This is a genomic window from Streptococcus sp. 10824, assembly GCF_013276595.1.
GTDB lineage: Bacteria > Bacillota > Bacilli > Lactobacillales > Streptococcaceae > Streptococcus > Streptococcus pseudopneumoniae.
Map to the genome: position 1 here is coordinate 37,936 of NZ_VMLH01000032.1, position 24,554 is coordinate 62,489.

At 42.6% G+C, this 24,554-nt stretch carries 26 protein-coding genes; 22 read left to right on the forward strand and 4 right to left on the reverse strand.

Annotated features, from left to right (window positions below):
* From HT701_RS11830 to HT701_RS03505, 12 genes are read left to right on the forward strand one after another with little or no spacing between them, the layout of a single operon-like run.
* The gene (locus tag HT701_RS11830) at positions 1–1,797 is read left to right on the forward strand and encodes a pblB (protein ID WP_345889971.1); all 1,797 of its coding nucleotides are present in this window, start codon (positions 1–3) and stop codon (positions 1,795–1,797) included.
* Positions 1,794–4,622 carry a tail fiber domain-containing protein gene (locus HT701_RS11835; RefSeq protein WP_345889972.1) on the forward strand — a complete coding sequence of 943 codons (2,829 nt, stop codon included), beginning with the start codon at positions 1,794–1,796 and terminating at the stop codon, positions 4,620–4,622. The genes HT701_RS11830 and HT701_RS11835 overlap by 4 nt, the downstream gene beginning before the upstream one ends.
* Positions 4,615–4,821: a hypothetical protein gene (locus HT701_RS03460; protein WP_000368698.1), complete on the forward strand. Its 207-nt coding sequence runs from the start codon at positions 4,615–4,617 to the stop codon at positions 4,819–4,821. The genes HT701_RS11835 and HT701_RS03460 overlap by 8 nt, the downstream gene beginning before the upstream one ends.
* Complete coding sequence (locus tag HT701_RS03465) at positions 4,818–5,351, forward strand: hypothetical protein (RefSeq protein WP_001105679.1); 534 nt, start codon at positions 4,818–4,820, stop codon at positions 5,349–5,351. The genes HT701_RS03460 and HT701_RS03465 overlap by 4 nt, the downstream gene beginning before the upstream one ends.
* Positions 5,344–5,496: a hypothetical protein gene (locus tag HT701_RS03470; protein ID WP_000036642.1), complete on the forward strand. Its 153-nt coding sequence runs from the start codon at positions 5,344–5,346 to the stop codon at positions 5,494–5,496. Before HT701_RS03465 ends, HT701_RS03470 begins: the two co-directional genes overlap by 8 nt.
* A gap of 10 nt (positions 5,497–5,506) precedes the next feature.
* Positions 5,507–5,785, forward strand: coding sequence for a hypothetical protein (locus HT701_RS03475; RefSeq protein WP_000134981.1), 279 nt, complete (start codon positions 5,507–5,509; stop codon positions 5,783–5,785).
* 15 nt (positions 5,786–5,800) lie between these two features.
* Entirely contained in the window at positions 5,801–6,277 is a 477-nt protein-coding gene (locus HT701_RS03480; RefSeq protein WP_000227062.1) for a hypothetical protein, read from the forward strand.
* A gap of 6 nt (positions 6,278–6,283) precedes the next feature.
* Entirely contained in the window at positions 6,284–6,604 is a 321-nt protein-coding gene (locus tag HT701_RS03485; RefSeq protein ID WP_050207561.1) for a hypothetical protein, read from the forward strand.
* A gap of 5 nt (positions 6,605–6,609) precedes the next feature.
* Complete coding sequence (locus tag HT701_RS03490; RefSeq protein WP_000067166.1) at positions 6,610–7,392, forward strand: hypothetical protein; 783 nt, start codon at positions 6,610–6,612, stop codon at positions 7,390–7,392.
* A gap of 8 nt (positions 7,393–7,400) precedes the next feature.
* Positions 7,401–7,718 carry a hypothetical protein gene (locus tag HT701_RS03495; protein WP_023938737.1) on the forward strand — a complete coding sequence of 106 codons (318 nt, stop codon included), beginning with the start codon at positions 7,401–7,403 and terminating at the stop codon, positions 7,716–7,718.
* A 14-nt stretch (positions 7,719–7,732) separates the two neighbouring features.
* Positions 7,733–8,062 (forward strand): phage holin, encoded by a 330-nt coding sequence (locus HT701_RS03500; RefSeq protein WP_166728286.1) that lies wholly within the window; start codon positions 7,733–7,735, stop codon positions 8,060–8,062.
* Between the two features lie 2 nt (positions 8,063–8,064).
* Positions 8,065–9,021 (forward strand): N-acetylmuramoyl-L-alanine amidase family protein, encoded by a 957-nt coding sequence (locus HT701_RS03505; protein ID WP_166728287.1) that lies wholly within the window; start codon positions 8,065–8,067, stop codon positions 9,019–9,021.
* A gap of 205 nt (positions 9,022–9,226) precedes the next feature.
* On the opposite strand, the gene HT701_RS03510 is transcribed toward HT701_RS03505, so the two are convergent.
* The 3 genes from HT701_RS03510 to HT701_RS03520 all read right to left on the reverse strand — a co-directional run bounded on the left by HT701_RS03510 (position 9,227) and on the right by HT701_RS03520 (position 10,938).
* Positions 9,227–9,406, reverse strand: a complete 180-nt coding sequence (locus HT701_RS03510; protein WP_001233346.1) for a hypothetical protein — start codon at positions 9,404–9,406, stop codon at positions 9,227–9,229.
* Positions 9,407–9,547: 141 nt separating this feature from the next.
* Entirely contained in the window at positions 9,548–9,697 is a 150-nt protein-coding gene (locus HT701_RS03515; RefSeq protein ID WP_001030863.1) for a hypothetical protein, read from the reverse strand.
* Between the two features lie 272 nt (positions 9,698–9,969).
* On the reverse strand, positions 9,970–10,938 hold the full coding sequence (locus HT701_RS03520; protein WP_000081021.1) for an NAD(P)/FAD-dependent oxidoreductase: 969 nt from the start codon (positions 10,936–10,938) through the stop codon (positions 9,970–9,972).
* A 135-nt stretch (positions 10,939–11,073) separates the two neighbouring features.
* Here HT701_RS03520 and cdaA point away from each other — a divergent pair, with 135 nt between their 5' ends.
* The 8 genes from cdaA to HT701_RS03560 all read left to right on the forward strand — a co-directional run bounded on the left by cdaA (position 11,074) and on the right by HT701_RS03560 (position 19,481).
* On the forward strand, positions 11,074–11,931 hold the full coding sequence (gene cdaA, locus HT701_RS03525; protein ID WP_001011065.1) for a diadenylate cyclase CdaA: 858 nt from the start codon (positions 11,074–11,076) through the stop codon (positions 11,929–11,931).
* On the forward strand, positions 11,918–12,697 hold the full coding sequence (locus HT701_RS03530) for a CdaR family protein (protein WP_000742288.1): 780 nt from the start codon (positions 11,918–11,920) through the stop codon (positions 12,695–12,697). The genes cdaA and HT701_RS03530 overlap by 14 nt, the downstream gene beginning before the upstream one ends.
* A gap of 25 nt (positions 12,698–12,722) precedes the next feature.
* Complete coding sequence (gene glmM, locus HT701_RS03535; RefSeq protein ID WP_100104670.1) at positions 12,723–14,075, forward strand: phosphoglucosamine mutase; 1,353 nt, start codon at positions 12,723–12,725, stop codon at positions 14,073–14,075.
* Between the two features lie 73 nt (positions 14,076–14,148).
* Positions 14,149–14,523: a DUF1149 family protein gene (locus tag HT701_RS03540; RefSeq protein WP_001050094.1), complete on the forward strand. Its 375-nt coding sequence runs from the start codon at positions 14,149–14,151 to the stop codon at positions 14,521–14,523.
* Between the two features lies 1 nt (position 14,524).
* Positions 14,525–15,373: a DegV family protein gene (locus tag HT701_RS03545; RefSeq protein ID WP_000762177.1), complete on the forward strand. Its 849-nt coding sequence runs from the start codon at positions 14,525–14,527 to the stop codon at positions 15,371–15,373.
* Between the two features lie 276 nt (positions 15,374–15,649).
* A complete protein-coding gene (gene dapB / locus HT701_RS03550; RefSeq protein WP_000027869.1) occupies positions 15,650–16,417 on the forward strand; it encodes a 4-hydroxy-tetrahydrodipicolinate reductase in 768 nt (255 codons plus the stop codon).
* On the forward strand, positions 16,414–17,613 hold the full coding sequence (locus HT701_RS03555) for a CCA tRNA nucleotidyltransferase (RefSeq protein ID WP_119919620.1): 1,200 nt from the start codon (positions 16,414–16,416) through the stop codon (positions 17,611–17,613). Before dapB ends, HT701_RS03555 begins: the two co-directional genes overlap by 4 nt.
* On the forward strand, positions 17,610–19,481 hold the full coding sequence (locus tag HT701_RS03560) for an ABC-F family ATP-binding cassette domain-containing protein (protein WP_172931223.1): 1,872 nt from the start codon (positions 17,610–17,612) through the stop codon (positions 19,479–19,481). Before HT701_RS03555 ends, HT701_RS03560 begins: the two co-directional genes overlap by 4 nt.
* Positions 19,482–19,518: 37 nt before the next feature.
* Here the strand turns inward: HT701_RS03560 and mntE are convergent, their stop codons facing one another.
* The gene (gene mntE / locus HT701_RS03565; protein WP_172931224.1) at positions 19,519–20,703 is read right to left on the reverse strand and encodes a CDF family manganese efflux transporter MntE; all 1,185 of its coding nucleotides are present in this window, start codon (positions 20,701–20,703) and stop codon (positions 19,519–19,521) included.
* 307 nt (positions 20,704–21,010) lie between these two features.
* Between mntE and HT701_RS03570 the strand changes: the two genes are divergently transcribed.
* Both HT701_RS03570 and yghU read left to right on the forward strand, forming a co-directional pair.
* Positions 21,011–23,707 (forward strand): cation-translocating P-type ATPase, encoded by a 2,697-nt coding sequence (locus HT701_RS03570; RefSeq protein ID WP_172931225.1) that lies wholly within the window; start codon positions 21,011–21,013, stop codon positions 23,705–23,707.
* A gap of 12 nt (positions 23,708–23,719) precedes the next feature.
* On the forward strand, positions 23,720–24,517 hold the full coding sequence (gene yghU, locus HT701_RS03575) for a glutathione-dependent disulfide-bond oxidoreductase (RefSeq protein ID WP_001277396.1): 798 nt from the start codon (positions 23,720–23,722) through the stop codon (positions 24,515–24,517).
* The last annotated feature ends 37 nt before the right edge of the window (positions 24,518–24,554 follow it).

The following is a 24,554-nucleotide window of genomic DNA, read 5'->3' on the forward strand; positions in this document are numbered from 1 at the left end:
ATGGACGCTTTAACTAGACGACAATTTGACAGAGCCATGTTTGCCAAGGAAAGGACGCTGGCTATTCGTGTTGGTGATTATACTTCACGGGATATCAAAGAGGCTAGTTTTGAGTATGGCTACATCAAGGGCGATACTTATAAGCCTGGTGGAACCTGCGCTGGTAGCGGTAAAATTACCTTTACCAGTATCATTACCACGTTCAATAAGCTGGATACCCTGCACCCTGAGATTGGTCTACTGGTTGGGGATACCTACCAGTGGGTCAAGATGGGGGAATACTTCATCAACGATATTGAGATTGACCGAAACCGCAACACAACCACACTTGAACTTATGGATGGTATGTTTAAGCTCAATCGTGAGTATGTGACAGATTTGCATTTCCCAGCTGAAGTACGAGAGGTTATTCAGGAAATCTGCCTGAAAACAGGCATTGAGTTAGCGAATGACTATTTCGGAATCAGCGCGATGCGTTACCATGTCGAGCAAGTTCCTGAAGGAAAGAAACTTTCATTTAGGGATATGCTGAGCGCTATGACTCAGATGATAGGGATGTCTTGTTTCTTCAACCGAGAAGGGAAGATGGAAATCCGTGATTTAACTGAGTCAAATATCACGATAAACGCAGACAGTTACTTCCTACATGGTTTAACCAAGAGTGAGATTGAGTATCAGATAGCTGGTATTACTTGTAAGACAGATAAGAAGCCTCTTACGGTTGGTATGAAGACAGGTCGGTCTTTGGAACTAGACAATGTCTTCATGACCCAGAGCGCTTTAAATGACCTGTATTACAAGCTGAAAAACCTGACTTACTATCCGTATAATCTCAACTACCAAGGGCATTTACTGCTTGAGGTTGGGCAGTGGGTAACCATTCAGACCAACAAGAAAGAAACCTTTAAAGTTCCTGTCTTAAGTCAGAGCTTTACTTTCAAAGGTGGTCTAAGAGGTCGTATCAGCGCAGATAGTAAAGCTGGAAATGATACGCAGTATTCTTACGAGGGTACGATTACCAAGCAGATTAAGCAACAAGATGGCATTGAAGCCAAAATCCAAGCGCAGATAGAAGCAGCAGACGCAGCCTTTGACGCTGAATTTACTAAGCGTGAGAAAGCTATCACGGATGCCATCGAACTTGCCAAGGCTAAGGCGGAAGAAGTCAAGCAAGAAGTGTCTGACACTATCAATCAGCGTTTCAATAGCTTTCATGATGAACCTTTACGAGAATCAAGGCGCAAGGCTGAGGAAGCTTTGAAACAAGCTGGCGCAAGTAGCTCTCTTGCTCAGGAAGCCAAGCGGATTGGGCTGGATTCTGTTGCTAGACTTGAAGCGTTTAAGTCGCAGACTAGGAGTGCTCAGACGGCTTTGTCGGGTGATTTGAATCTTCTAAAGCAGACAGTTACCAATGATATAAGCTCCAAGCAAAGGCAACTTAAAACTGACATTTCCAAACAAGTTCAAGCTCTCGGTCAGATAAAGAATGACTTGGCTGGAGTCAGAAGCTCTCAGGCAAGATATGAAGAGACGACTAAAGGCAGGCTAACTGCACTGACGAACAGAATGGAAGGGAAAGCTAACAAATCAGAAGTCAGGCAAACAGCAGAGACTCTGACGAGTCAGATAGACCGTATACAAGAAGAGAGCTCTACTCGTATTTCAACAATGACCTCTCGTTTTAATCAGCGCGCTGATGCGCTTGATGCTGGAGTGAGGCGTTTGACTGAAGGTCTCAGAACCAAAGCGGATATCAGCTCCCTCAACGTACTGCTGAGAATATTAGGCAGTCTGTGAGGAGGTTAGAAAGAGATACCCAGAGCCAACTAAATCAGAAGCTTAGTACGGCTGAATTTGAGGTGCGAGCTGGCTCTATCCGCCAGGAAATCCTGAACGCAACCAAGGACAAGGCAGATAAGACCTTAGTTGTGGCTGAAGCTGGAAAATTGCGAGAAGAATTTTCAAATATGCAAGTTGGTGGTCGGAACTATTATCGTGATTCCGAGAAAATTCAACAGTCTCGTTTTGGTTTTGTGTTTGATAATCTAGATCCCTATCTTTCAAAGTCCGATATTGGGACAACTTGGACTCTCTCGTTTGATTATAAACTCGATGAAGTTGATGGTTCTTTTCCTTTCCACATGATGCATAATGGTGGGAATGGCTTTGGTATAGAGGGACAAAAAAAGTCCACTGCGACTAGGGAGTGGCAGCGATTTAGGCTTACAGGTCCGGTATTTTTTAAAGAGGATGCGCCCTCTGAATCCAAGCTACAGATGATCCTATTCAATTCAGATTTAGGATACGAAGGAACTCTTTTCATTCGTAGGATTAAACTTGAAAAAGGTACCCTAGCGACAGACTGGAGTCCAGCGCTTGAAGACACCAATGGTCTCATCACACAAGCTAAGGCTAGCTTTGAGCGAACAGCGCAGGAATTGCGAACGGATTTGTCGGCTGTTCAGGCCTATGTTACTCAAGATGGTCAAAGACAGGAAAGCTTACAGCGCTATACTCGTGAGGAGAGCGCGAGACAAGCAAGAGCAGTTCGTGAGCAGATATCCAGAGATTATGTAGGGAAATCAAGCTATCAAGAAGACGTGGAGGGGATTCATCGGAGAATTGAAGGAGTTAAAACGAGTGCGAATAGAGAAATAACTAGCCAAATAGCTAGCTATCGTCAATCTGCCGACGGGACATTTAGGGATATTTCAAGCCAAATAACAACTTATAAGCAGGATATGACCAGGAACATTGCGAACCTATCCCATCAACTGGCAGGTAAGGTAGAGACTACTGACTTCCAGCGTGTTAAGGAAACCAGTGAACTTTACGAGCGGATTTTGGGCAATACTGAAAATGGAATTGCGGATAAGGTTGCTCGCATGGCTATGACCAATCAACTGTTTCAGGTTGAGGTTGGGAAATATAGTGTAAGCGGCCCTAACCTCATTAAGAATAGTGATTTTAAAAATGATACGAATAAATGGGTCTCAACTCAAAATTTAGGAAGATTGGTTAAGCATAGCTTTTATCACAACGGGCAGAAAGACCTTATGCGTTTAAGCAATGCAACTAAAAACAAAAACTTTTTGTCTAGTCACCGTTTTAATCTTGAACGAAATACTGACTATGTACTGAATTTTAGAGGATTTAACAACAGTGCTCTAGCAAGCTATGATGTTTATATTTTGGGACGAAGAGCAGGCGAGAGCGATGGATTCACAATCTTTAAGAAAGTTGTTAGCAGCAAGAAACTATCTACCTCTAGATGCGAAGATGTCTCAGTAACTTTTAATTCCGGAGAAATGGATAATGCTTACATTCGTTTTGAGAACAATGGCTCATCATCAGGAACAGCTGATTTGTATATTACAGAAGTTGACTTGTACAAAGGTTATAAACCTAGAACATGGCAACCACATCCAGAAGATGCAGTCGCAGATGCGAATAAGAAGCTTGAAGCAACGCAAACAAAAATGACTCAACTAGCTGGCTCCTGGTTGGTTCAAAACATCAACAGTGCAGGTGATTTGATTTCGGGTATCAATCTAGGAGCCAATGGACATAACCGCTTTGTTGGGAAATTAACCCATATAACAGGCGAGACCCTGATTGACAGAGCAGTCATCAAGTCTGCCATGGTTGATAAGTTGAAGACAGCTAATTTTGAATCAGGTTCAGTAACGACAGCTGTTTTAGCTGCCGAAGCGGTCACAGCTGATAAGGTAAAGTTTGATTATGCCTTTATTCGAAAACTTATTGCCAACGACGCCTTTATTGGAGAACTAACTTCTAAACGTATCTTTGCGACTAAGATTGAATCAGTTGTGAATCGCTCGACTTTCTTAGAAGCTTATCAGGGTCAAATAGGAGGGTTTACAATTGGTCGTTTTGCTCAAGGAAGAGGTCGCTGGATTTCTGGTGTCAACCAATTCTCGGTCGGCATGGGAAACGGCGAAGGCGGAAGCTACAATGGCGAAAATACCGCATTTTGGGCGAACTGGGGTTACAATTGGAACAGTCCTGGCCCCAATGCTTGGTATGTGACAACGTTAGGAAACATGCATTGCCGAAACGGAGCAAATTTCCACGGTAGGGTTGACTTTTCGGATAGATCAAGAGTGAATTTTTATAGTCAACCGTCGTTTTCAAATGGAGCAGTGATAAATGGTAGTTTGAGGGTGTCTGGTCGTATCACTTATAGTGGCGGTGAGTGGCTTTACTCACCTATATATAATAAATTATGGAAAGATACTTCACAAGGAGGTACCTGGCTATATTTGAATAGACAAGGTAACGGAGGTAGCGACTGGATTGAGATGAATAAAAGAATCTCAGACCGTCGCTATAAATCAAATATTCAAGACAGTCAAGTATCTGGTCTAGATGTCATCGAAAAGCTGAAGACTTACAGCTATCGTAAAGAATACGATGGCCAAATTGAGGATATCTCATGTGGTATCATGGCTCAGGATGTCCAGAAATATGCCCCTGAAGCATTCTATGAGAATCCTGACGGTGCATATTCATATCGCACATTTGAATTGGTGCCTTACTTAATCAAGGCCATTCAAGAATTAAATCAAAAAATAGAAAAAATGGAGAACAGACATGGATAATCACACAATCGACAAGCTAGTCGCTGAGTCACTCGTCGACCGTTTGGCTGATATCGAATTGAACTATGCGCATTTAAATGTACACCATAGGCTGGCTTTGGCTGAATTACAGGCCTTTAAGGCGGTGCTGGAATATGACCCAGCGCTTAAAGAACTTTTTGACGAAACGCAAGCGAAAATGAAAGGAAATAAGGAATGAATTACGAAGTAGCAATTAATCCCTACTTGAAAGGTGGGGAAAATGTAACAGTTGTCGCAATCAAGATGGAAAACAAGGGGCGCTATTCTTATGAGCAGTGCGAATTGCCAGGTGACCACACACAGGATAGTGAGGACGCCCTTATCCAAGCGGTTTTGGAATTGGTTCGCACTGAACTGGACCCGACTAGCGCCATTGTCAAGAACCAAGAACAACTGGCTAAGACGACGGAAGCGCTGGAGAGAGCCAACCAGCTCATGGATGGCATGCAGAAGGTCAATCTCCAGAATGCTCAGGATATTGAGGATATCTTAGCGCGATTGGAGGAGCTGGAAGCTCAAGGAGAGTCTGACCAGGAGGAGACCGACGAGGACACCCCTCAGGTTACGGACACAGAAAACCAAGCTGAAGAAGCACAACCAACCCCAGCGGTAGAAGATAAGAAAGAAAGCGAGAAAGAAGATGACATTTCTGAAACGACAAACCAAGAGAGCCCTAGTGAAGACAATGGAGGTAGCAGCAATGAGTAAGATTACACTAGACCAAGCCAAAATCGACATGTACATCAACCTACTGGAACGTGGAGCAGTTGACTTTTCATGGGTACATAAACGCTGGAAAGACCGTGTGCGCAAGGAATTGAAGCGACGTGGTTTGAGCCATCTGGCAAACTAGCGAGGTGTTTATGACAGAGATTGAGCACTTATTGATTCGGTTTCTCTTTTCTCTGATTCCTGTGGTTGTCTTGTACTTTTCCATGAAGGACAGGGCAACCAAGCAGGAAAATCGCATGACAGCCATAGAAAAAGACATTGAGAACTTACGCGAATTTCGAATGTCGGCTAACAAAAGATTGGATAACCATGACGAACAAAATAAGGCTATTCTGGTGCTGGCTGAACAGGTCAAATCGCTAGGTGAAGATGTGAGAGAACTGAAAACCTTGATACAAAGTAAACAGTAAAGAAAGAGGTGCAGAATGGTCTGTAATCTCAATATGACCAATTTGCGGCAAATTGACGGTGGGCACCTGATTAAGCAAGGGGACTTGGCTTCCACCTTTGGTTTTGCCCTCTTAGACGAAGATTACCAAGTCATCTCCTCTCTGGAAGGGAAGGAGGCACTGATCAGTCTGACCAAGGAGGGCTACCAGTGGAAGAAGCAGGTAACCGTTACCGGTCAAGGTGTGAGTTTTCATCTGGACGCTATCTTGCCCATTGGGAGTTATCGCTTGGAAATCACGGCTGGAGGCTATGTTTTCCCCAGTGATAAATCTGTCCATATCAAGATAGTGGCCTCAGATAAAGAATTGGTCACAGAGGAAGTCCATGCTTTAAAAGAGCTGGATATCGCAGAAGAAGTAAAAAAACAGCTTGCAGGTAGAACTGTAGGCGAGAGCCTAGTAGGTCAGGAATTGCCAGACCTACTCTTTTATTACAATTTAGGAAAGGTGTAACACAAAATGGATACTACAAAATTAACAGCATTTGCGCAGGCAGTGGGGGAAGATAACAAAAAGGTAAACGAAGAGCTGAAAACGAAAGTCAGCACGTCTGACATGAACCAAGCAATCTCTCAAGCTAAATCAGAGGTCAAGGCTGAAATCTTGGGTGAAGGAACGCCTGAGAATTTGGACACACTGAAAGAAATCGCGGAAAAAATCACAAGTATGGGACAAGATGAAAATAGCGCACTTCTTGGCAAAGTAACTGAAGTCAGCGGACGTGTAGACCAGATTGCCAATGTTGACTTGGTCGCAACCTATAACGCAGCGAAAGCGTGAGTGCTATGAGTAACCTTGAAAATCTAGCAAGAGCAATCGGTGAGGATGTCAAGGCTATCAAAGAAGACTCAGAGCTAAAGGATAGGGAGGTTAAGAAAAGACTGGACACCCTTGAGAGTAGACCGAAAGTCCATCCAGAAACCCTCGTTACAAAAGCGGAGCTGGAAGAGAAAGGCTACTTGACCTCCCACCAAGACTTGTCTACTTATGCCCAAAAATGGGAGTTGTACAATGATATCCCCATCAAGGCTAGGATTTCCGCCTTAGAAAATCGTCCATCATTCGATACGCTGACACCGACTCAACGGGATAGCTTAAAAGGGGATAATGGGCATAGTTTGAATGCCAGCGTTCGTATTGAGGGTTCTTATAAGAATGGCTCTACTAGCCGATTGAATTTGTTTGCGGATGTATTCTACGATGGCGAAGCAGTCACGAGCGGCTATACTCTTGATTATTACTACCGTGGTTTTGGCTATACAAACTGGCGTTCTTTGAGAAATCAGACCCCTGATTCAGCAGGAAAATTTGGCACATGGAGTGCTTCTCAGCGTTCTGGTGGTTGGTTTGAAGTTCGCATTGAAGTGAATTACAGAGGATTGAGAGCCTCTGCTTTTACCCATTTGGATAATGTCAACGATGGTGAACAAGGGCGAAGTGGAGTTCCAGGTCAGAACATTGTCAATCAGAACGGTTCGCAGGCACTCAACTATTGGGCCGGTACGCAAGAGCAGTACGATGCTATTACTACCAAAGACCCTCACACGATTTACGATATTTTTAAGTAGGTGAAGCTATGAGAGATAGAGTAAGAATCATGTTAGGAAGTAGAGAGATTGTCAAGCGCTATATTGGCGATAGGTTGGTGTGGTCGAGTGGACCGTCATTATTATTGGAAGTGTTAAACACAAGAATGTGGCAGTACTGGGGTGGGTACAATATTGATATTAAAGGTAATGATATTAAGGTTGCTGCTATACGATATGTACAACTCAATAATAGCAAATTAATAAGAATTCAGGCTGATATGTATAACCGAGGAGTCATATATCTAACTGGTACAAACTTAAGGGAGTATATAGGTACCGTTAATGTTAAGTTTTATAGAGAATAGAAAGGAAACAACACATGACACAATTTAATGAATTTATTATCGCTTTTGCGACAGGCTTTTTAGCAGTAGCAGTAGGCGGTATTGTAAAAGCAGTAAAAGACTACCTTTTGCGTAAAGGCGGAGAGAAAGCGGTTATTATCGCTGAAATCCTAGCTAAAAATGCAGTCAATGCAGTTGAGCAGGTCGCCACTGAAACAGGCTACAAGGGAGATGAAAAACTGGCACAGGCTCGCGCTAAAATCCGTGCAGAGCTGACCAAATATAAGATCAGCATGACGAACAAGGACTTGGACACCTTTGTGGAGTCAGCCGTGAAGCAGATGAATGACGCTTGGAGGGAGTAGGGATGGATATCGATACAAGCAGACTACGTACAGGCTTGCCACAAGTCGGAGTGCAACCTTATAGACAAGTACATGCCCACTCAACAGGCAACCGTAACTCAACAGCTCAGAACGAGGCGGACTACCACTACAGAAAGAACCCTGAGCTTGGCTTCTTCTCTCATGTCGTTGGTAACGGTCGTGTCATGCAAGTAGGCCCTGTAAACAAGGGAATGTGGGACGTTGGTGGCGGTTGGAATGCGGAAAGCTATGCGGCAGTTGAATTGATTGAAAGCCATTCAACTACAGAAGAGTTCATGGCTGACTACCGTCTGTATATCGAACTCTTACGCAATCTAGCAGATGAAGCAGGCTTGCCTAAAACGCTTGATACAGATGACCTAGCAGGTATCAAGACGCATGAATACTGTACGAATAACCAGCCTAACAACAACTCAGACCACGTTGACCCGTATCCATATCTAGCCAAATGGGGCATTAGCCGTGAACAGTTCAAGCAGGATATTGAAAACGGCTTGATAATTGAAGCAGGCTGGAAGAAAAACGATACTGGCTATTGGTATGTACACTCAGACGGCTCTTATCCAAAAGATAAGTTTGAGAAAATTAACGGCACTTGGTACTACTTTGACGGCTCAGGCTATATGTTTGCAGACCGCTGGAAGAAGCACACAGACAGCAACTGGTACTGGTTTGACCAGTCAGGTGAAATGGCTACAGGCTGGAAGAAAATCGCTGACAAGTGGTATTATTTCGACGTAGAGGGTGCTATGAAGACAGGATGGGTCAAGTACAAGGAGACTTGGTATTATCTTGACGGTAAAGAAGGTGCCATGGTATCAAACGCCTTCGTCCAGTCCGCAGACGGAACAGGCTGGTACTACCTCAAACCAGACGGAACAATGGCAGATAAGCCAGAGTTTGAAATTGAGCCTGACGGTTTGATTACGACTAAATAGAAAGGCTTCAAAATAGATTACACCAACCGCAGGCTCAGGCTTGCGGTTTTTTTATTTTACAAAAACACACATTTTGAACGATTAGAAAGCAAAATCACAATCCTATTGTTCAAAAAAGCGTTTACATGAAGAATATGGAGAGAAAATCGTGGTGTATTATTGTCAAAAACGGTGTTTTGTTAAAAATAAAAAACAGTGACCGAAATCACTGCTTATCAGTTGTAGCAAATTCATAAAGTTTTTCCGCTGTGAGAAGTGCCATTTTGTCCATGCTTGTTTTTCCTTTTCTGAGATCAGAAACAGTAGTCCATGGAACTCCAGCACCTTGCGAAATAGTAGATGTAGACATCGAACTGTCTAGCAATTCTTGAATAACTTTTCTCATCTTATTTGTCCTTTTTGTTTTTTAGATAAATATATACATTGATTGCAATTATAAAAATAGCTATTGCGCTGACCATTGCATTTCCTCTTTTCATTTGATAAAATAGAGGTGTGAGGGGCTTTCGCCCCAACCTCTTAGCGTTTACCTTTTTCTTTGACGGGATTTCGGTTTACGCTTTTTGTTTTGCCTTGCGACCGTTATTGCGGTCACTAGACTTGCGATAGCAGTTACCGTTTCAGGAATATTGTCTATTGCCTTTTCAAGTAACCTAAGCCAATCTTCTTTGTTCAATTTCATCACCCCCTTTCCTTATCTTGATTATATTATATCACGGTATACCGAGAAAGTCAAGAGTTTTGATGAAGTTTTTTAAAAAAAACAGGGGGCAAAAAAGGGGCAAAAGTGTCGTAAACCTCTGTAAAATGATGTAAAAACATTTATTTAAAAGCTCAAAATATAGCTGTTTTAAAAGGTATTGTAAGATATAGTAAAACGATGTAAAGGTATTTGTAAAAGCCGATGAATTATAAAACCACGCATCCTATGTGACTCGTGGTTCTTTTTTATAAACTGGTTGAGTGTTTTGGTTGTACTTTTTGCTCTGGGTCAATGTAGTTGATAGCATTATTGACAGCAGTTGGAGCTTCTCCGAGACCTGTCGCAATCAAGTCAATTTTTCCGTCATAGTAGCAGCAGTCACCGATAGCATAGATACCTGCTTGGCTAGATTCTTGTTTGCTGTTGACAATAATCTTGTAACGATTGAGGTCGAGACCCCAGTTTTTAAGGTTACCGACAGAAGATTTGAAGCCATAGTTGACAAAGAGGTGGTCTAGGTCAATCGTTTCGGTTTCATCAGATTTGACTTTTGTGATTTCAAGTTTATCGAGCGTTTTTCCATCTCCAAGGAGTTGGCTAGGGACGAATGGTGTCTTGATGGTCACAGATGATTCCTGTAAGGCTTGGACACTGTGTTCCAAGGCACGGAAATTATCTCTGCGGTGGACAAGGGTAGTTGGTGTGATTTTTTCAAAAGCCAAAGCCCAATCCACAGCCGAGTCTCCTCCACCAAGAATCGTCACTTTCTTACCAGCATATTGCTGGATGTTGGAAACGTGGTAGTGGATATTTTCATAGCCCTCAACGCCTTCTAGTTCCAGCGGACGTGGTTTGAAGGCACCGCCACCCATAGCGATGATAACAGTTTTAGACAGGTGACTTCCTTTAGAAGTTGTAATGATAAAGCCCTCTTCTTGTTTTTCAATCTCAAGAACCGTTTCGTTGAGATGAATAGGGGTATCAAAGCTGTTTAGCTGTTCAATCAATCGGTTAGTCAACTCTTCTCCAGTCAGGTTTGGGAAACCTGGTACGTCTAGGATTTCTTTTTCAGGGTAGAGAATAGCAGGTTGTCCACCTAGCTGGGGAAGAGAGTCAATGATTTGAACCTTGGCTTGACGTAGGTGGGCATAAAAGGCTGCAAAAAGCCCGACAGGACCACCACCTACAATGGTAATATCATAGAGTTGAGACATAGTTTCTCCTTTGTTTTTTCTAGTCAGTTTATTTTATCATATTTTTGCTCAATGTAAAATGGACTAGGATAGGGAAAAAAATGCCAGAAAATGGTATAATAGGACGAAAGTGTTTTGATAGGGAGGATATCAGGGATGAATTTTCAACAATTATCCAATCTGCAATATTGGACCAGTTTGTTTGCAAGTCCATGGACGATAGCTATCAATCTGATTGATATTTTGATTGTTGCTTATATTTTATATCATTTTACAAAAGCTATTGCAGGAACCAAGATTATGATTTTGGTACGTGGAGTTTTGGTGTTTATTTTAGCTCAAATCCTTGCAAATATGATTGGCTTGACTACGATTTCTTGGTTAATCAATCAAATTATTACTTATGGGGTTATTGCGGCGGTTGTTATCTTCTCTCCAGAGATTCGGACTGGTTTGGAACGTTTGGGAAGAGCGACAGATTTCTTTTCCAATGCCCCTATTAGTGCTGAGGAACAGATGATTCGTGCCTTTGTTAAGTCTGTTGAATACATGAGTCCTCGTAAAATCGGGGCCTTGGTTGCTATTCAGCGTGTACGTACCTTGCAGGAGTATATTTCGACAGGAATTCCCTTAGATGCTAAGATTTCTGCAGAACTTCTCATTAACATTTTTATTCCCAACACTCCCCTACATGATGGTGCGGTGATTATCAAAGAAGAACGTATTGCTGTGACGTCTGCCTATCTGCCCTTGACAAAAAACACAGGGATTTCCAAGGAATTTGGGACCAGACACCGGGCGGCTATCGGTTTATCAGAAGTCTCAGATGCCTTGACTTTTGTCGTATCAGAGGAAACGGGAGGAATTTCGATAACCTATAATGGAAGCTTTAAGCACAACCTAACACTTGATGAATTTGAAACAGAATTACGTGAAATCTTACTTCCAAAAGAGGAAGCGGGTCTTAGTTTTAAAGAACGATTGCTAGGAGGATGGAAACATGAAAAAAAATAGTTTATATATCATATCCTCACTCTTTTTTGCTTGTGTCTTATTTGTCTATGCTACGGCGACGAATTTTCAAAACAGTACCAGTGCTAGGCAGGTAAAAACGGAAACCTATACGAATACAGTAACAAATGTTCCTATTGACATACGCTATAATAGTGATGAGTATTTTATTAGCGGTTTTGCTTCAGAAGTCTCAGTGGTCTTGACTGGTGCAAATCGCCTATCGCTAGCTAGTGAAATGCAAGAAAGCACACGTAAATTCAAGGTTACTGCTGACCTAACAGATGCCAGTGTTGGAACGATTGAAGTTCCTTTGAGCATTGAAGATTTACCCAATGGGCTGACCGCTGTGGCGACTCCGCAAAAAATTACAGTCAAGATTGGGAAGAAGGCTCAGAAGGATAAGGTAAAGGTTGTACCAGAGATTGACCCTAGTCAAATTGATAGTCGGGTACAGATTGAAAATGTCACGGTGTCAGATGAAGAAGTGTCGATTACGAGTGATCAAGAGACATTGGATAGAATTGATAAGATTATCGCTGTCTTGCCAACTAGCGAACACATAACAGGTAATTACAGTGGTTCAGTACCTTTGCAGGCAATCGACCGCAATGGTGTTGTCTTACCGACAGTTATCACTCCCTTTGATACAACAATGAAGGTAACTACAAAACCAGCAGCACCAAGTTCAAGCACATCAAATTCAACTACAAGCAGTTCATCGGAGACATCTTCGTCAACGAAAGCAACTAGTTCAAAAACGAATTAAAAATAGAAAAAAGGATTTTATAAAAATGGGTAAATATTTTGGGACTGATGGAGTCCGTGGAGAAGCTAATGTAGAACTTACTCCAGAATTAGCTTTTAAGCTAGGACGTTTTGGAGGCTATGTTCTTAGTCAACATGAAACGGAAGCACCGAAAGTCTTTATAGGACGTGACACACGTATTTCAGGGGAAATGCTAGAATCTGCCTTGGTAGCTGGTCTTCTATCTGTAGGAATTCACGTATACAAACTAGGTGTTCTGGCGACACCAGCAGTAGCTTACTTGGTAAAAACTGAGGGAGCAAGCGCCGGTGTCATGATTTCTGCTAGCCACAACCCAGCCCTTGATAATGGAATCAAGTTCTTTGGCGGTGATGGCTTCAAACTAGATGACGAAAAAGAAGCAGAAATTGAAGCCTTGCTAGATGCTGCGGAAGACACTCTTCCTCGTCCAAGTGCAGAAGGCTTGGGAACCTTGGTAGATTATCCAGAAGGCTTGCGTAAGTATGAAGGCTACCTTGTTTCAACTGGAACTCCTCTTGAAGGAATGAAGGTTGCCTTGGATACAGCTAATGGTGCAGCTTCTACAAGTGCCCGTCAAATCTTTGCAGACCTTGGTGCTCAGTTGACTGTTATAGGGGAAACACCAGATGGTCTTAACATCAACCTTAATGTTGGTTCAACCCACCCAGAAACCCTTCAAGAAGTGGTCAAAGAAAGCGGCTCAGCTATTGGTTTGGCCTTTGATGGAGACAGTGACCGTTTGATTGCTGTTGATGAAAATGGCGACATCGTCGATGGTGACAAGATTATGTACATCATTGGGAAATACCTTTCTGAAAAAGGACAATTGGCTCAAAATACAATTGTGACAACTGTTATGTCTAACCTTGGTTTCCACAAGGCCTTGGATCGCGAAGGTATTAACAAGGTAGTCACTGCAGTTGGCGACCGCTACGTTGTTGAAGAAATGCGAAAATCAGGCTACAACCTCGGTGGTGAACAATCTGGGCACGTTATCTTGATGGACTACAATACCACAGGTGATGGTCAATTATCCGCTGTCCAATTGACAAAAATCATGAAGGAAACTGGTAAGAGCTTGTCAGAGTTGGCAGCAGAAGTAACCATCTATCCACAAAAATTAGTCAATATCCGAGTGGAAAATGCCGTGAAGGAAAAGGCTATGGAAGTGCCAGCTATCAAGGCTATCATCGAGAAGATGGAAGAAGAAATGGCAGGGAATGGTCGTATCTTAGTACGCCCAAGTGGAACAGAGCCCCTCTTGCGTGTTATGGCAGAAGCGCCTACCACAGAAGAAGTTGACTACTATGTTGATACCATCGCAGACGTAGTTCGAGCTGAAATTGGGATGGACTAAAACTTAGAAAACTAGATGAAAATAAAAAATTATGGTACAATAGCTTATAATATTGTAGCCGAGGGAGAAAGATATGAATCTTAAACGTGAACAAGAATTTGTTAGTCAGTATCATTTTGATGCGCGTAATTTTGAATGGGAAAATGAAAATGGAGCTCCTGAAACTAAGGTGGATGTGAACTTCCAATTGCTCCAACATAATCAAGAAAATCAAGTGACTTCCTTGATTGTCATCTTGACATTTATGATTGTATTTGATAAGTTTGTCATCAGTGGAACCATTTCACAGGTAAATCATATCGATGGCCGTATTGTCAATGAACCAAGTGAATTGAGCCAAGAAGAAGTGGAAACTTTGGCTCGTCCATGTTTGAATATGCTCAACCGTTTGACTTACGAAGTAACTGAAATTGCATTAGACTTACCAGGAATCAATTTGGAGTTCTAATATGAAACTAGCTGTTATCACAGATTCTTCTGCCTATCTCAGTGCAGAGACCTTGCAAAGAGAAGATTTGTATGTCTTGGATATTCCTGTCAATATTGATGGTGAGGAGTATGTCGAAGGCATCAATCTGACTGCTGAGGAATTTTACCCAAAAATGGCTCAGGCTTCTGAATTGCCTAAGACCAGTCAACCAAGTATTGCCAAGTTAGATGAGATCTTAACTTCGCTCAAAGAACAAGGTTATACACATGCCTTGGGGCTGTTCCTATCTTCTGGAATTTCAGGTTTTTACCAAAATATTCAGTATATGGTGGATGACTATGAAGGTTTAACCATTGCTTTCCCAGACACTTTGATTACAAGCGCTCCCCTAGGCATCATGGTTGAAAGCGTCTTTAACTGGCGAGATCAGGGCGATGATTTTGCTATCATTCAGGATAAGCTAGCTATTCAAATCAGCCGTACGTCAGCTTTTATCATGGTAGATGACCTGGATCATTTGGTAAAAGGTGGGCGCCTTTCAAATGGGGCTGCCATTTTGGGCAATTTGCTTAGCATTAAGCCAATCCTTTATTTTAACGATCAAGGTGTGATTGAAGTTTACGAAAAAGTTCGTACGGAAAAGAAAGCAACCAAGCGCTTGATTGAAATCATCAAGGAAACAACGGCTTCAGGCCAATATCGGGTCATTGTCATTCATGGGAATGCTCCTGAAAAGGCTGAAGAATTGCGTCACCACTTGATTGAATCTGGAGTGGGTACGGATATTTCACTAGCTACATTTGGTAGTGTCATTGGAACCCACCTAGGAGCAGGAAGTATTGCTCTAGGTTATATTCCAGTGATTTAGTTGGCACTTTTAGACTAGTCAAGATGCCTTGTATCTTAGCAATTGAACACGGACTACCTGCCTCTTGAAAAAAGATGCCTGTCTTGCCTTTCGTGGCAAGTCAGCGTCATTCCCTATTTTTCATGGGCAGCTAAGGTCCTTTGTATCTTGATAATTGAACACGCCTGGGATCCTGTGTGAAAAAGATAGTTCTTCCAAGGAGTAGACACTTCTTGATCAGAATTCCTATTTTCACTTTGTGTTCTTACAGGCCTTGTATCTTAGACAGGAGTAGAGATGAGTATTCGAGTAATTATTGCTGGTTTTAAGGGAAAGATGGGTCAAGCTGCTTGTCAGATGGTCTTGGCTGATCCAGACTTGGACTTGGTAGCAGTTTTGGATCCTTTTGAGTCTGAGTCAGAATGGCAGGGAATTCCTGTTTTCAAGGATAAGGCTGATTTAGCAGGCTTTGAAGCGGATGTTTGGGTAGATTTTACAACTCCAGCTGTTGCCTACGAAAATACACGTTTTGCTCTTGAAAATGGCTTTGCTCCAGTAGTTGGAACGACTGGTTTCACGAGTGAAGAAATTACAGAGCTAAAAGTATTTTCTCGTGCCCAAGATTTGGGTGGCTTGATCGCTCCAAATTTTGCCTTGGGTGCTGTCTTGCTTATGCAATTTGCAAGGCAGGCTGCTAAATATTTCCCCAATGTGGAGATTATCGAGCTCCATCATGACAAGAAAAAGGATGCTCCGAGTGGAACAGCTATTAAAACGGCTGAGTTAATGGCAGAAGTTCGAGAGTCCATTCAGCAAGGTGCGCCTGATGAAGAAGAATTGATTGCAGGTGCCCGTGGTGCTGACTTTGATGGCATGCGGATTCACTCAGTTCGTTTACCAGGCTTGGTAGCTCATCAAGAAGTCATCTTTGGTAATCAGGGAGAAGGATTGACCCTCCGTCATGACTCCTATGATCGCAGCTCCTTCATGACAGGGGTCAATTTGGGAATTAAAGAAGTTGTCAAGCGTCATGAGCTTGTCTATGGATTAGAACACTTATTATGAGATTAACGCAAATGCCTTCTGAATTTCAGAAGGCTTTACCAGTATTAGAAAAAATTAAAGAAGCAGGTTTTGAAGCTTATTTTGTTGGGGGTTCTGTTCGAGATGCTCTTCTCAATCGCCCTATCCATGATGTGGATATCGCAACGTCTTCTTATCCAGAAGAAACCAAGCAGATTTTTCCGCGAACAGCCGATATCGGAATCGAGCATGGAACCGTCTTGGTTTTAGATGGGGACGAGGAGTATGAGGTGACTACTTTTCGGACAGAAGATGTCTATGTGGACTATCGTAGACCCAGCGCGGTTTCCTTTGTGCGTTCACTGGAAGAAGACCTTAAGCGCCGTGATTTTACAGTCAACGCCTTTGCCTTGGATGAGACAGGGGAAATCATTGACTTGTTTCATGGTTTAGAGGATTTGGAAAACCAAGTCTTGCGAGCAGTTGGAGTAGCTAGTGAGCGTTTTAACGAAGATGCTCTGCGGATTATGCGTGGTTTCCGTTTTCAGGCCAGCCTTGGCTTTGAACTTGAGCCAGAAACATTTAAAGCTATGAAGACCTTGACGCCGCTTTTGGAGAAAATTTCTGTAGAGCGTACCTTCGTCGAGTTTGATAAACTCTTGCTGGCTCCATTTTGGAGAAGGGGTTTGGCTTCCATGATTGAGAGTCAAGCTTATGACTATCTCCCTGATATGGCATCTAGCCAAGACAAGCTCAACAGACTGTTTGATTTGGAGGCTAATTTCACCTTTGAATCCTCTGAACAAGCCTGGGCAGCTCTTTTGTGGGCTTTGGAGATTGAAAATGCGCAGCCATTTTTGAAGGCTTGGAAGACCTCACGCCAGTTTGCCAAGCAAGTTCAGGATTTGCTGACTATTTTGGCTCTGCGTGAAAAGGGAGAATTGAGCAAGCGCGATTGTTACCGCTTTGACTTGGAGTTGCTTTTACAGGCTGAAAATCTTCGTCAGGCCCAAGGGAAACCAGTCAACCCACAAGCCATCACAGAAACCTATCAGAGTTTGACCATTCATGACAAGAAAGAAATTCAGATTAATGGTGGCATTTTGATTAAGGAATATGGCTATCACCCAGGACCTGACTTAGGAGAGATTTTAACAGAGATTGAGTATGCCATTGTCGATGGAGAATTGGAAAATGACCGTCAAGCCATCCATGCTTATCTGAGGGAGAAAAAATGAGTGATTTTATTGTTGAAAAACTAAGTAAATCCGTCGGTGATAAGACCGTTTTTAAGGATATTTCCTTTATCATCCATGACCTAGACAGAATTGGTTTAATTGGTGTCAATGGAACAGGGAAGACCACCCTTTTGGATGTCCTTTCTGGTGTTTCTGGCTTTGATGGGGATGTTAGTCCTTTTTCAGCTAAGAATGATTACCAGATTGGTTACTTGACTCAAGACCCTGATTTTGATGATAGCAAGACGGTCTTGGATACGGTTCTATCTAGTGAACTAAAGGAAATCCAGCTTATTCGTGAGTATGAGTTGATTATGCTCAACTACAGTGAGGACAAGCAGGCGCATTTGGAACGGGTCATGGCAGAAATGGACTCTCTCCAAGCTTGGGAAATTGAGAGTCAGGTAAAGACTGTCCTTAGCAAGCTGGGTATTCAGGACTTATCCACTCCTGTTGGGGAATTGTCAGGTGGTCTAAGAAGACGGGTCCAGTTGGCGCAAGTTTTACTTGGCAATCACGACCTCTTGCTTTTGGATGAGCCGACCAACCATCTGGACATTGCGACTATTGAGTGGCTGACCCTCTTTTTAAAAAATTCTAAGAAGACAGTTCTCTTTATCACTCACGATCGTTATTTCCTAGACGCTTTGTCAACACGGATTTTCGAGTTGGACCGAGCAGGCTTAACAGAATATCAGGGCAATTATCAGGACTATGTTCGCCTAAAGGCGGAACAGGATGAGCGCGACGCGGCTCTTCTTCACAAAAAGGAACAACTTTATAAGCAAGAATTGGCCTGGATGCGTAGACAACCGCAGGCGCGTGCGACCAAGCAGCAGGCTCGTATCAATCGTTTTCACGACCTGAAAAAGGAAGTTTCAGGCAATACTGCTGAGACAGACTTGACCATGAACTTTGAAACCAGTCGTATTGGTAAGAAAGTCATAGAGTTTCAGGATGTTTCCTTTGCCTATGAAAACAAGCCTATTTTGCAAGATTTTAATCTTTTGGTGCAGGCTAAAGACCGTATCGGTATCGTTGGGGACAATGGTGTTGGAAAATCAACCCTACTTAACCTGATTGCAGGAAGTCTTGAGCCGACAGCAGGTCAAGTTGTGATTGGGAAAACTGTTCGCATCGCCTATTTCTCTCAGCAAATTGAGGACTTGGATGAAAGCAAGCGAGTGATCAATTACCTGCAGGAAGTGGCAGAAGAGGTCAAGACCAGTGGTGGTTCTACGACTTCCATCGCTGAGTTGCTGGAGCAGTTCCTTTTCCCACGTTCGACGCATGGAACCTTGATTGAGAAATTGTCAGGGGGAGAGAAAAAACGTCTTTATCTTCTCAAATTGCTCTTGGAAAAACCAAATGTTCTTCTTTTAGACGAGCCAACCAATGATTTGGATATTGCAACCTTGACAGTTTTGGAGAATTTCTTGCAAGGCTTTGCTGGTCCAGTTTTGACTGTTAGTCACGACCGCTATTTCTTGGATAAGGTAGCGACTAAGATTCTCGCTTTTGAGGATGGCAAGATTCGTCCTTTCTTTGGTCATTATACCGACTATCTTGATGAAAAATCCTTTGAAACAGAGATGGCCAATCAAGTGCAAAAGGCCGAAAAGGAGAAAGTGATCAAGGTCCGTGAAGACAAGAAACGCATGACTTACCAAGAAAAGCAGGAGTGGGCAAGTATTGAAGGTGATATTGAAGCCTTGGAAAACCGTATCGCTGCTATTGAAGAGGAGATGCAGGCCAACGGATCCGACTTTGGTAAGCTGGCTACTCTTCAAAAAGAACTGGATGATAAAAACGAAGCACTCCTTGAAAAATACGAACGCTATGAATACCTAAGTGAATTTGATAACTAGAAGAATAGAAAAATCCCGTCTCATGGACAGGATTTCTCTATTCTTTTTTGGTCTCTTGATGAAAGATATTTTGCCAAGTTTCGTGGCGTCGCCAGATACTGGTATGGACGATGCCATCTAATTCATAGCAGATGAGTTTGGTCTTCTGGCTGATGGAAGTGATTTGGATGTCCTTGATAGCTGAATTCAAGTCTTTTTCGGCCTTATAAGCCTCTTTATCCATCTGTTCTCCATCTTGTCGAATATAGACAAAATCGTCAGCCAAGAGTTCCTCCAGTTGATTTCCCTGATCAATCAATTGTTCGCGCATGAGCAATTTTTTATAGACATTGTCTAAAACTTCATCCTCAGGAATGGGAGCAGGTTCGATGTGGATATCAGTATCAAAAACACCAAATCGTTCTTCTAGCATAGACTCAACCTGATCCGCGATTTCATGACTCTCAAAAACCGACAGGTCAGGATTCATTTCAAGAGTGATATCCAAGTAAATATTGCTGCCGTAGGTACGACCTCTTTGTGATTTAACCTTGCTAATTTTGGGAATTTCCATAATAGCTTTTTGGTAGTCTTCCAGCAGACGGTCGTCAAAACCATCTGAAAGACTAAAGGAAGACTCGATAAAGATATCATAGGCAGTTTTCAAGATAAAGAAAGTGATGATAATGGCAACCAGTTTATCCACAATGGGATAATTGAAACTGCTAGCTAGGATGGCAATAGTAGTACCAAGTGAGGTAACAGCATCAGAAAGATTGTCCTTTGCTGCGGTCTTCAGTGCTTTGGAGTTGGATTTTTTACTGAGGCGAGTATTGTAGAGATAAACTAGAAACATAATCGTTGCAGAAATGATTCCAAGAGTTGCACCAAGAGGATCAATGACCGTTTCTTCCTGACTGAGAATCTTTTGAATGGTATCCCTCAGCACATCAAAGCCAACATAGAACATGATGATGGAGGTGATCAAGCTAGCCAAATCCTCAATCTTCCAATGACCAAAACGGTGGTCACGGTCTGCAGGTTGGCGCGCCATACGAATCCCAATCAAGAGGGCAACATTTCCAATGATGTCCGAGACGTTGTTAAAACCATCAGCCACCAAACTGGATGAATGAAGAAGATGACCAGTTGCCAATTTGGCCGCAGACAAGATCAAATAGGTTGAAATGCTGATAATGGCCCCACGCTCAGCCAACTTGAGATTTGAAATAGATTGCTTCATTCAACTTCCTTTCTAGTCACATAACATTCTACCATTATACTGGTTTTCAAGGGAAAATTCAAACAAGGCAGTTTTTACTCTTTGAAAATTTTTCAAAATTTGGTATAATAGTACTACTCAAGGGAGTAGCTGGCAGAAACCTGTGATAGTGTCGTCATTCCGAATTTTATACTGAAAAGTATGTTTTCCGGCACTATCTTAAACAGCGAGACTTGTTATGATTAACAGGTCTCTTTTTGTTTGTCGTGAAAAGATACGATGAGGGAAAAGAGAGTCTGTTTTGCACACAATGTCAAGGAGGAGACACATGTCAAAAGAACAAAAACGCCAAGCGTTTTACACTCAGAGTCCTGAAGAGGTCTTGAAGGCTGTGGATGCGACCGAGCAAGGTTTGTCATCAAGTGAGGCGGAAAAGCGCCTTGCAGAATTTGGCCACAATGAACTCGAAGAAGGCGAGAAACGATCAATCCTGGTCAAATTCATCGAGCAATTTAAGGATTTGATGATTATCATCCTAGTTGCGGCAGCTATTTTGTCAGTCGTGACTTCTGGAGGGGAAGATATCGCTGATGCCATTATCATCCTAGCTGTGGTTATCATTAACGCTGCCTTTGGTGTTTACCAAGAAGGGAAAGCAGAAGAAGCTATCGAAGCTCTCAAATCCATGTCTAGTCCAGCTGCTCGCGTTCTGCGTGATGGTCATATGGCTGAGATTGATTCTAAAGAATTGGTTCCAGGTGATATCGTCGCTCTCGAAGTTGGTGATGTAGTACCTGCAGACCTACGTTTGCTAGAAGCCAACTCTCTTAAAATTGAAGAAGCTGCTTTGACAGGTGAGTCTGTGCCAGTCGAAAAAGACTTGTCAGTCGAGCTTGCTGCAGATGCTGGTATTGGTGACCGTGTCAATATGGCCTTCCAAAACTCAAATGTGACTTATGGTCGTGGTCTTGGTGTTGTTGTCAATACAGGTATGTACACGGAAGTTGGTCATATTGCTGGCATGCTTCAAGATGCGGATGAGACGGATACACCACTCAAACAAAACTTGAACAACCTTTCTAAGGTCTTGACCTATGCAATTTTGGTCATTGCCCTTGTTACTTTTGTAGTGGGTGTTTTCATTCAAGGGAAAAATCCACTTGGTGAGTTGATGACCTCTGTTGCCCTTGCTGTTGCAGCCATCCCAGAAGGGCTCCCAGCTATCGTGACTATCGTTCTTGCCCTTGGTACTCAAGTTTTGGCCAAACGAAACTCTATCGTTCGTAAGTTACCAGCAGTAGAAACACTTGGTTCAACTGAAATCATTGCTTCTGATAAGACTGGTACGCTGACTATGAACAAGATGACCGTTGAAAAAGTCTTCTACGATGCAGTCCTACATGACTCAGCTGACGACATTGAACTGGGTCTTGAAATGCCCCTTCTTCGTTCAGTTGTCTTGGCTAATGATACGAAAATCGATGTGGAAGGAAACCTGATTGGTGATCCAACAGAAACAGCCTTCATCCAATATGCCTTGGACAAGGGCTACGATGTTAAAGGTTTCTTAGAGAAATATCCGCGTGTAGCTGAGTTACCATTTGACTCTGACCGTAAGCTCATGTCAACGGTTCACCCATTGCCAGATGGTCGTTTCCTTGTAGCAGTCAAAGGTGCGCCGGACCAACTTTTGAAACGTTGTGTTCTTCGTGATAAGGCTGGGGATATTGCTCCGATTGATGAGAAGGTTACAAATCTCATTCATACAAACAATTCTGAAATGGCTCATCAAGCCTTGCGTGTCCTTGCAGGTGCTTATAAGATTATCGATAGTATTCCAGAAAATCTCACTTCTGAAGAGCTTGAAAATGATTTAATTTTTACTGGTTTGATTGGGATGATTGACCCTGAACGTCCTGAAGCCGCTGAGGCTGTTCGTGTGGCTAAGGAAGCGGGAATTCGTCCAATCATGATTACAGGTGACCATCAAGACACTGCAGAAGCTATTGCCAAACGATTGGGAATCATTGACGCAAATGATACAGAAGGCCACGTTTTAACTGGTGCTGAACTCAATGAACTGTCAGATGAAGACTTTGAAAAAGTAGTTGGTCAATACTCTGTTTATGCCCGTGTGTCTCCAGAGCACAAGGTTCGTATCGTCAAGGCTTGGCAAAAACAAGGTAAAGTCGTTGCCATGACAGGTGACGGTGTCAATGATGCGCCAGCTCTGAAAACGGCCGATATCGGTATCGGTATGGGAATCACTGGTACAGAGGTTTCTAAGGGGGCTTCTGACATGATTCTTGCAGATGATAACTTTGCGACTATCATCGTTGCAGTTGAAGAAGGACGTAAGGTCTTCTCAAACATTCAAAAGACTATTCAGTACCTACTTTCTGCCAATACTGCTGAAGTATTAACCATCTTCCTATCAACCTTGTTTGGTTGGGACGTCTTGCAGCCAGTTCATCTTTTGTGGATCAACTTGGTAACCGATACTTTCCCAGCTATCGCTCTAGGTGTTGAGCCAGCTGAGCCAGGTGTCATGAACCATAAACCACGTGGACGCAAGGCAAGCTTCTTCTCAGGTGGTGTTTTGAGTTCTATCATCTATCAAGGTGTACTCCAAGCAACTATTGTTATGAGTGTTTATGGCCTTGCGATTGCTTATCCAGTACATGTGGGTGATAATCATGCCATTCATGCTGATGCCCTTACTATGGCATTTGCAACCCTTGGCTTGATTCAGCTCTTCCATGCCTACAATGTCAAGTCTGTTTACCAATCCATCTTGACAGTTGGTCCATTCAAGTCTAAGACCTTTAACTGGTCTATCTTGGTATCCTTCATCCTTCTCATGGCAACAATCGTCGTAGAACCACTTGAAGGAATCTTCCACGTAACCAAACTAGACTTGTCACAATGGGGAATCGTTATGGGCGGAAGCTTCTCAATGATTATCATCGTCGAAATCGTTAAGTTTATTCAACGCAAACTCGGTTTTGACAAGAATGCGATTTAAGGGAGGTTTCGGATGTCAGCATATCAATTACCGACCGTATGGCAGGATGAAGCTAGTAATCAAGGAGCCTTTACGGGCTTAAATAAACCAACAGCAGGTGCCCGTTTCGAACAAAACTTGCCAAAAGGAGAACAAGCTTTTCAGCTTTATTCACTGGGAACACCAAATGGTGTGAAGGTCACTATCTTATTGGAAGAATTACTAGAGGCTGGTTTTAAGGAAACGGCTTACGACTTGTATAAGATTGCTATCATGGATGGGGATCAATTCGGATCAGACTTTGTGAAGCTCAATCCAAATTCCAAGATTCCAGCCTTATTGGACCAGTCAGGTACTGAAGATGTAAGAGTCTTTGAGTCTGCTCATATTCTTCTTTACCTTGCTGAGAAATTTGGAACTTTTTTACCAAGTAATCCTGTGGAAAAGGTAGAAGTTTTGAATTGGCTATTCTGGCAAGCAGGTGCAGCACCTTTTCTAGGTGGGGGATTTGGACATTTCTTCAATTATGCCCCTGAAAAATTGGAATATCCTATTAACCGTTTTACGATGGAAGTGAAACGCCAGTTGGATTTATTGGATAAGGAATTGGCTCAGAAACCTTATATTGCAGGCAATGACTATACGATTGCAGATATTGCCATCTGGTCTTGGTATGGACAGTTAGTTCAAGGAAAACTTTACCAAGGTTCTGCAAAATTCTTGGATGCCTCAAGTTACCAGAATTTAGTAAAATGGGCAGAAAAAATTGCCAATCGTCCAGCTGTTAAGCGTGGGATGGAAGTAATTTATAAAGAAATTAATACTCTTTGAAAATCTCTTCAAACCACGTCAGCGTCGCCTTGCCGTA

Bases quoted from the DNA above. Each gene is read 5' to 3' on its own strand.
- HT701_RS11830 (WP_345889971.1), top strand. From the start codon at position 1: ATGGACGCTTTAACTAGACGACAATTTGACAGAGCCATGTTTGCCAAG.
- HT701_RS03460 (WP_000368698.1), top strand. From the start codon at position 4,615: ATGGATAATCACACAATCGACAAGCTAGTCGCTGAGTCACTCGTCGAC.
- HT701_RS03465 (WP_001105679.1), top strand. From the start codon at position 4,818: ATGAATTACGAAGTAGCAATTAATCCCTACTTGAAAGGTGGGGAAAAT.
- HT701_RS03470 (WP_000036642.1), top strand. From the start codon at position 5,344: ATGAGTAAGATTACACTAGACCAAGCCAAAATCGACATGTACATCAAC.
- HT701_RS03475 (WP_000134981.1), top strand. From the start codon at position 5,507: ATGACAGAGATTGAGCACTTATTGATTCGGTTTCTCTTTTCTCTGATT.
- HT701_RS03480 (WP_000227062.1), top strand. From the start codon at position 5,801: ATGGTCTGTAATCTCAATATGACCAATTTGCGGCAAATTGACGGTGGG.
- HT701_RS03485 (WP_050207561.1), top strand. From the start codon at position 6,284: ATGGATACTACAAAATTAACAGCATTTGCGCAGGCAGTGGGGGAAGAT.
- HT701_RS03490 (WP_000067166.1), top strand. From the start codon at position 6,610: ATGAGTAACCTTGAAAATCTAGCAAGAGCAATCGGTGAGGATGTCAAG.
- HT701_RS03495 (WP_023938737.1), top strand. From the start codon at position 7,401: ATGAGAGATAGAGTAAGAATCATGTTAGGAAGTAGAGAGATTGTCAAG.
- HT701_RS03500 (WP_166728286.1), top strand. From the start codon at position 7,733: ATGACACAATTTAATGAATTTATTATCGCTTTTGCGACAGGCTTTTTA.
- HT701_RS03505 (WP_166728287.1), top strand. From the start codon at position 8,065: ATGGATATCGATACAAGCAGACTACGTACAGGCTTGCCACAAGTCGGA.
- HT701_RS03510 (WP_001233346.1), bottom strand. From the start codon at position 9,406: ATGAGAAAAGTTATTCAAGAATTGCTAGACAGTTCGATGTCTACATCT.
- HT701_RS03520 (WP_000081021.1), bottom strand. From the start codon at position 10,938: ATGTCTCAACTCTATGATATTACCATTGTAGGTGGTGGTCCTGTCGGG.
- cdaA (WP_001011065.1), top strand. From the start codon at position 11,074: ATGAATTTTCAACAATTATCCAATCTGCAATATTGGACCAGTTTGTTT.
- HT701_RS03530 (WP_000742288.1), top strand. From the start codon at position 11,918: ATGAAAAAAAATAGTTTATATATCATATCCTCACTCTTTTTTGCTTGT.
- glmM (WP_100104670.1), top strand. From the start codon at position 12,723: ATGGGTAAATATTTTGGGACTGATGGAGTCCGTGGAGAAGCTAATGTA.
- HT701_RS03540 (WP_001050094.1), top strand. From the start codon at position 14,149: ATGAATCTTAAACGTGAACAAGAATTTGTTAGTCAGTATCATTTTGAT.
- HT701_RS03545 (WP_000762177.1), top strand. From the start codon at position 14,525: ATGAAACTAGCTGTTATCACAGATTCTTCTGCCTATCTCAGTGCAGAG.
- dapB (WP_000027869.1), top strand. From the start codon at position 15,650: ATGAGTATTCGAGTAATTATTGCTGGTTTTAAGGGAAAGATGGGTCAA.
- HT701_RS03555 (WP_119919620.1), top strand. From the start codon at position 16,414: ATGAGATTAACGCAAATGCCTTCTGAATTTCAGAAGGCTTTACCAGTA.
- HT701_RS03560 (WP_172931223.1), top strand. From the start codon at position 17,610: ATGAGTGATTTTATTGTTGAAAAACTAAGTAAATCCGTCGGTGATAAG.
- mntE (WP_172931224.1), bottom strand. From the start codon at position 20,703: ATGAAGCAATCTATTTCAAATCTCAAGTTGGCTGAGCGTGGGGCCATT.
- HT701_RS03570 (WP_172931225.1), top strand. From the start codon at position 21,011: ATGTCAAAAGAACAAAAACGCCAAGCGTTTTACACTCAGAGTCCTGAA.
- yghU (WP_001277396.1), top strand. From the start codon at position 23,720: ATGTCAGCATATCAATTACCGACCGTATGGCAGGATGAAGCTAGTAAT.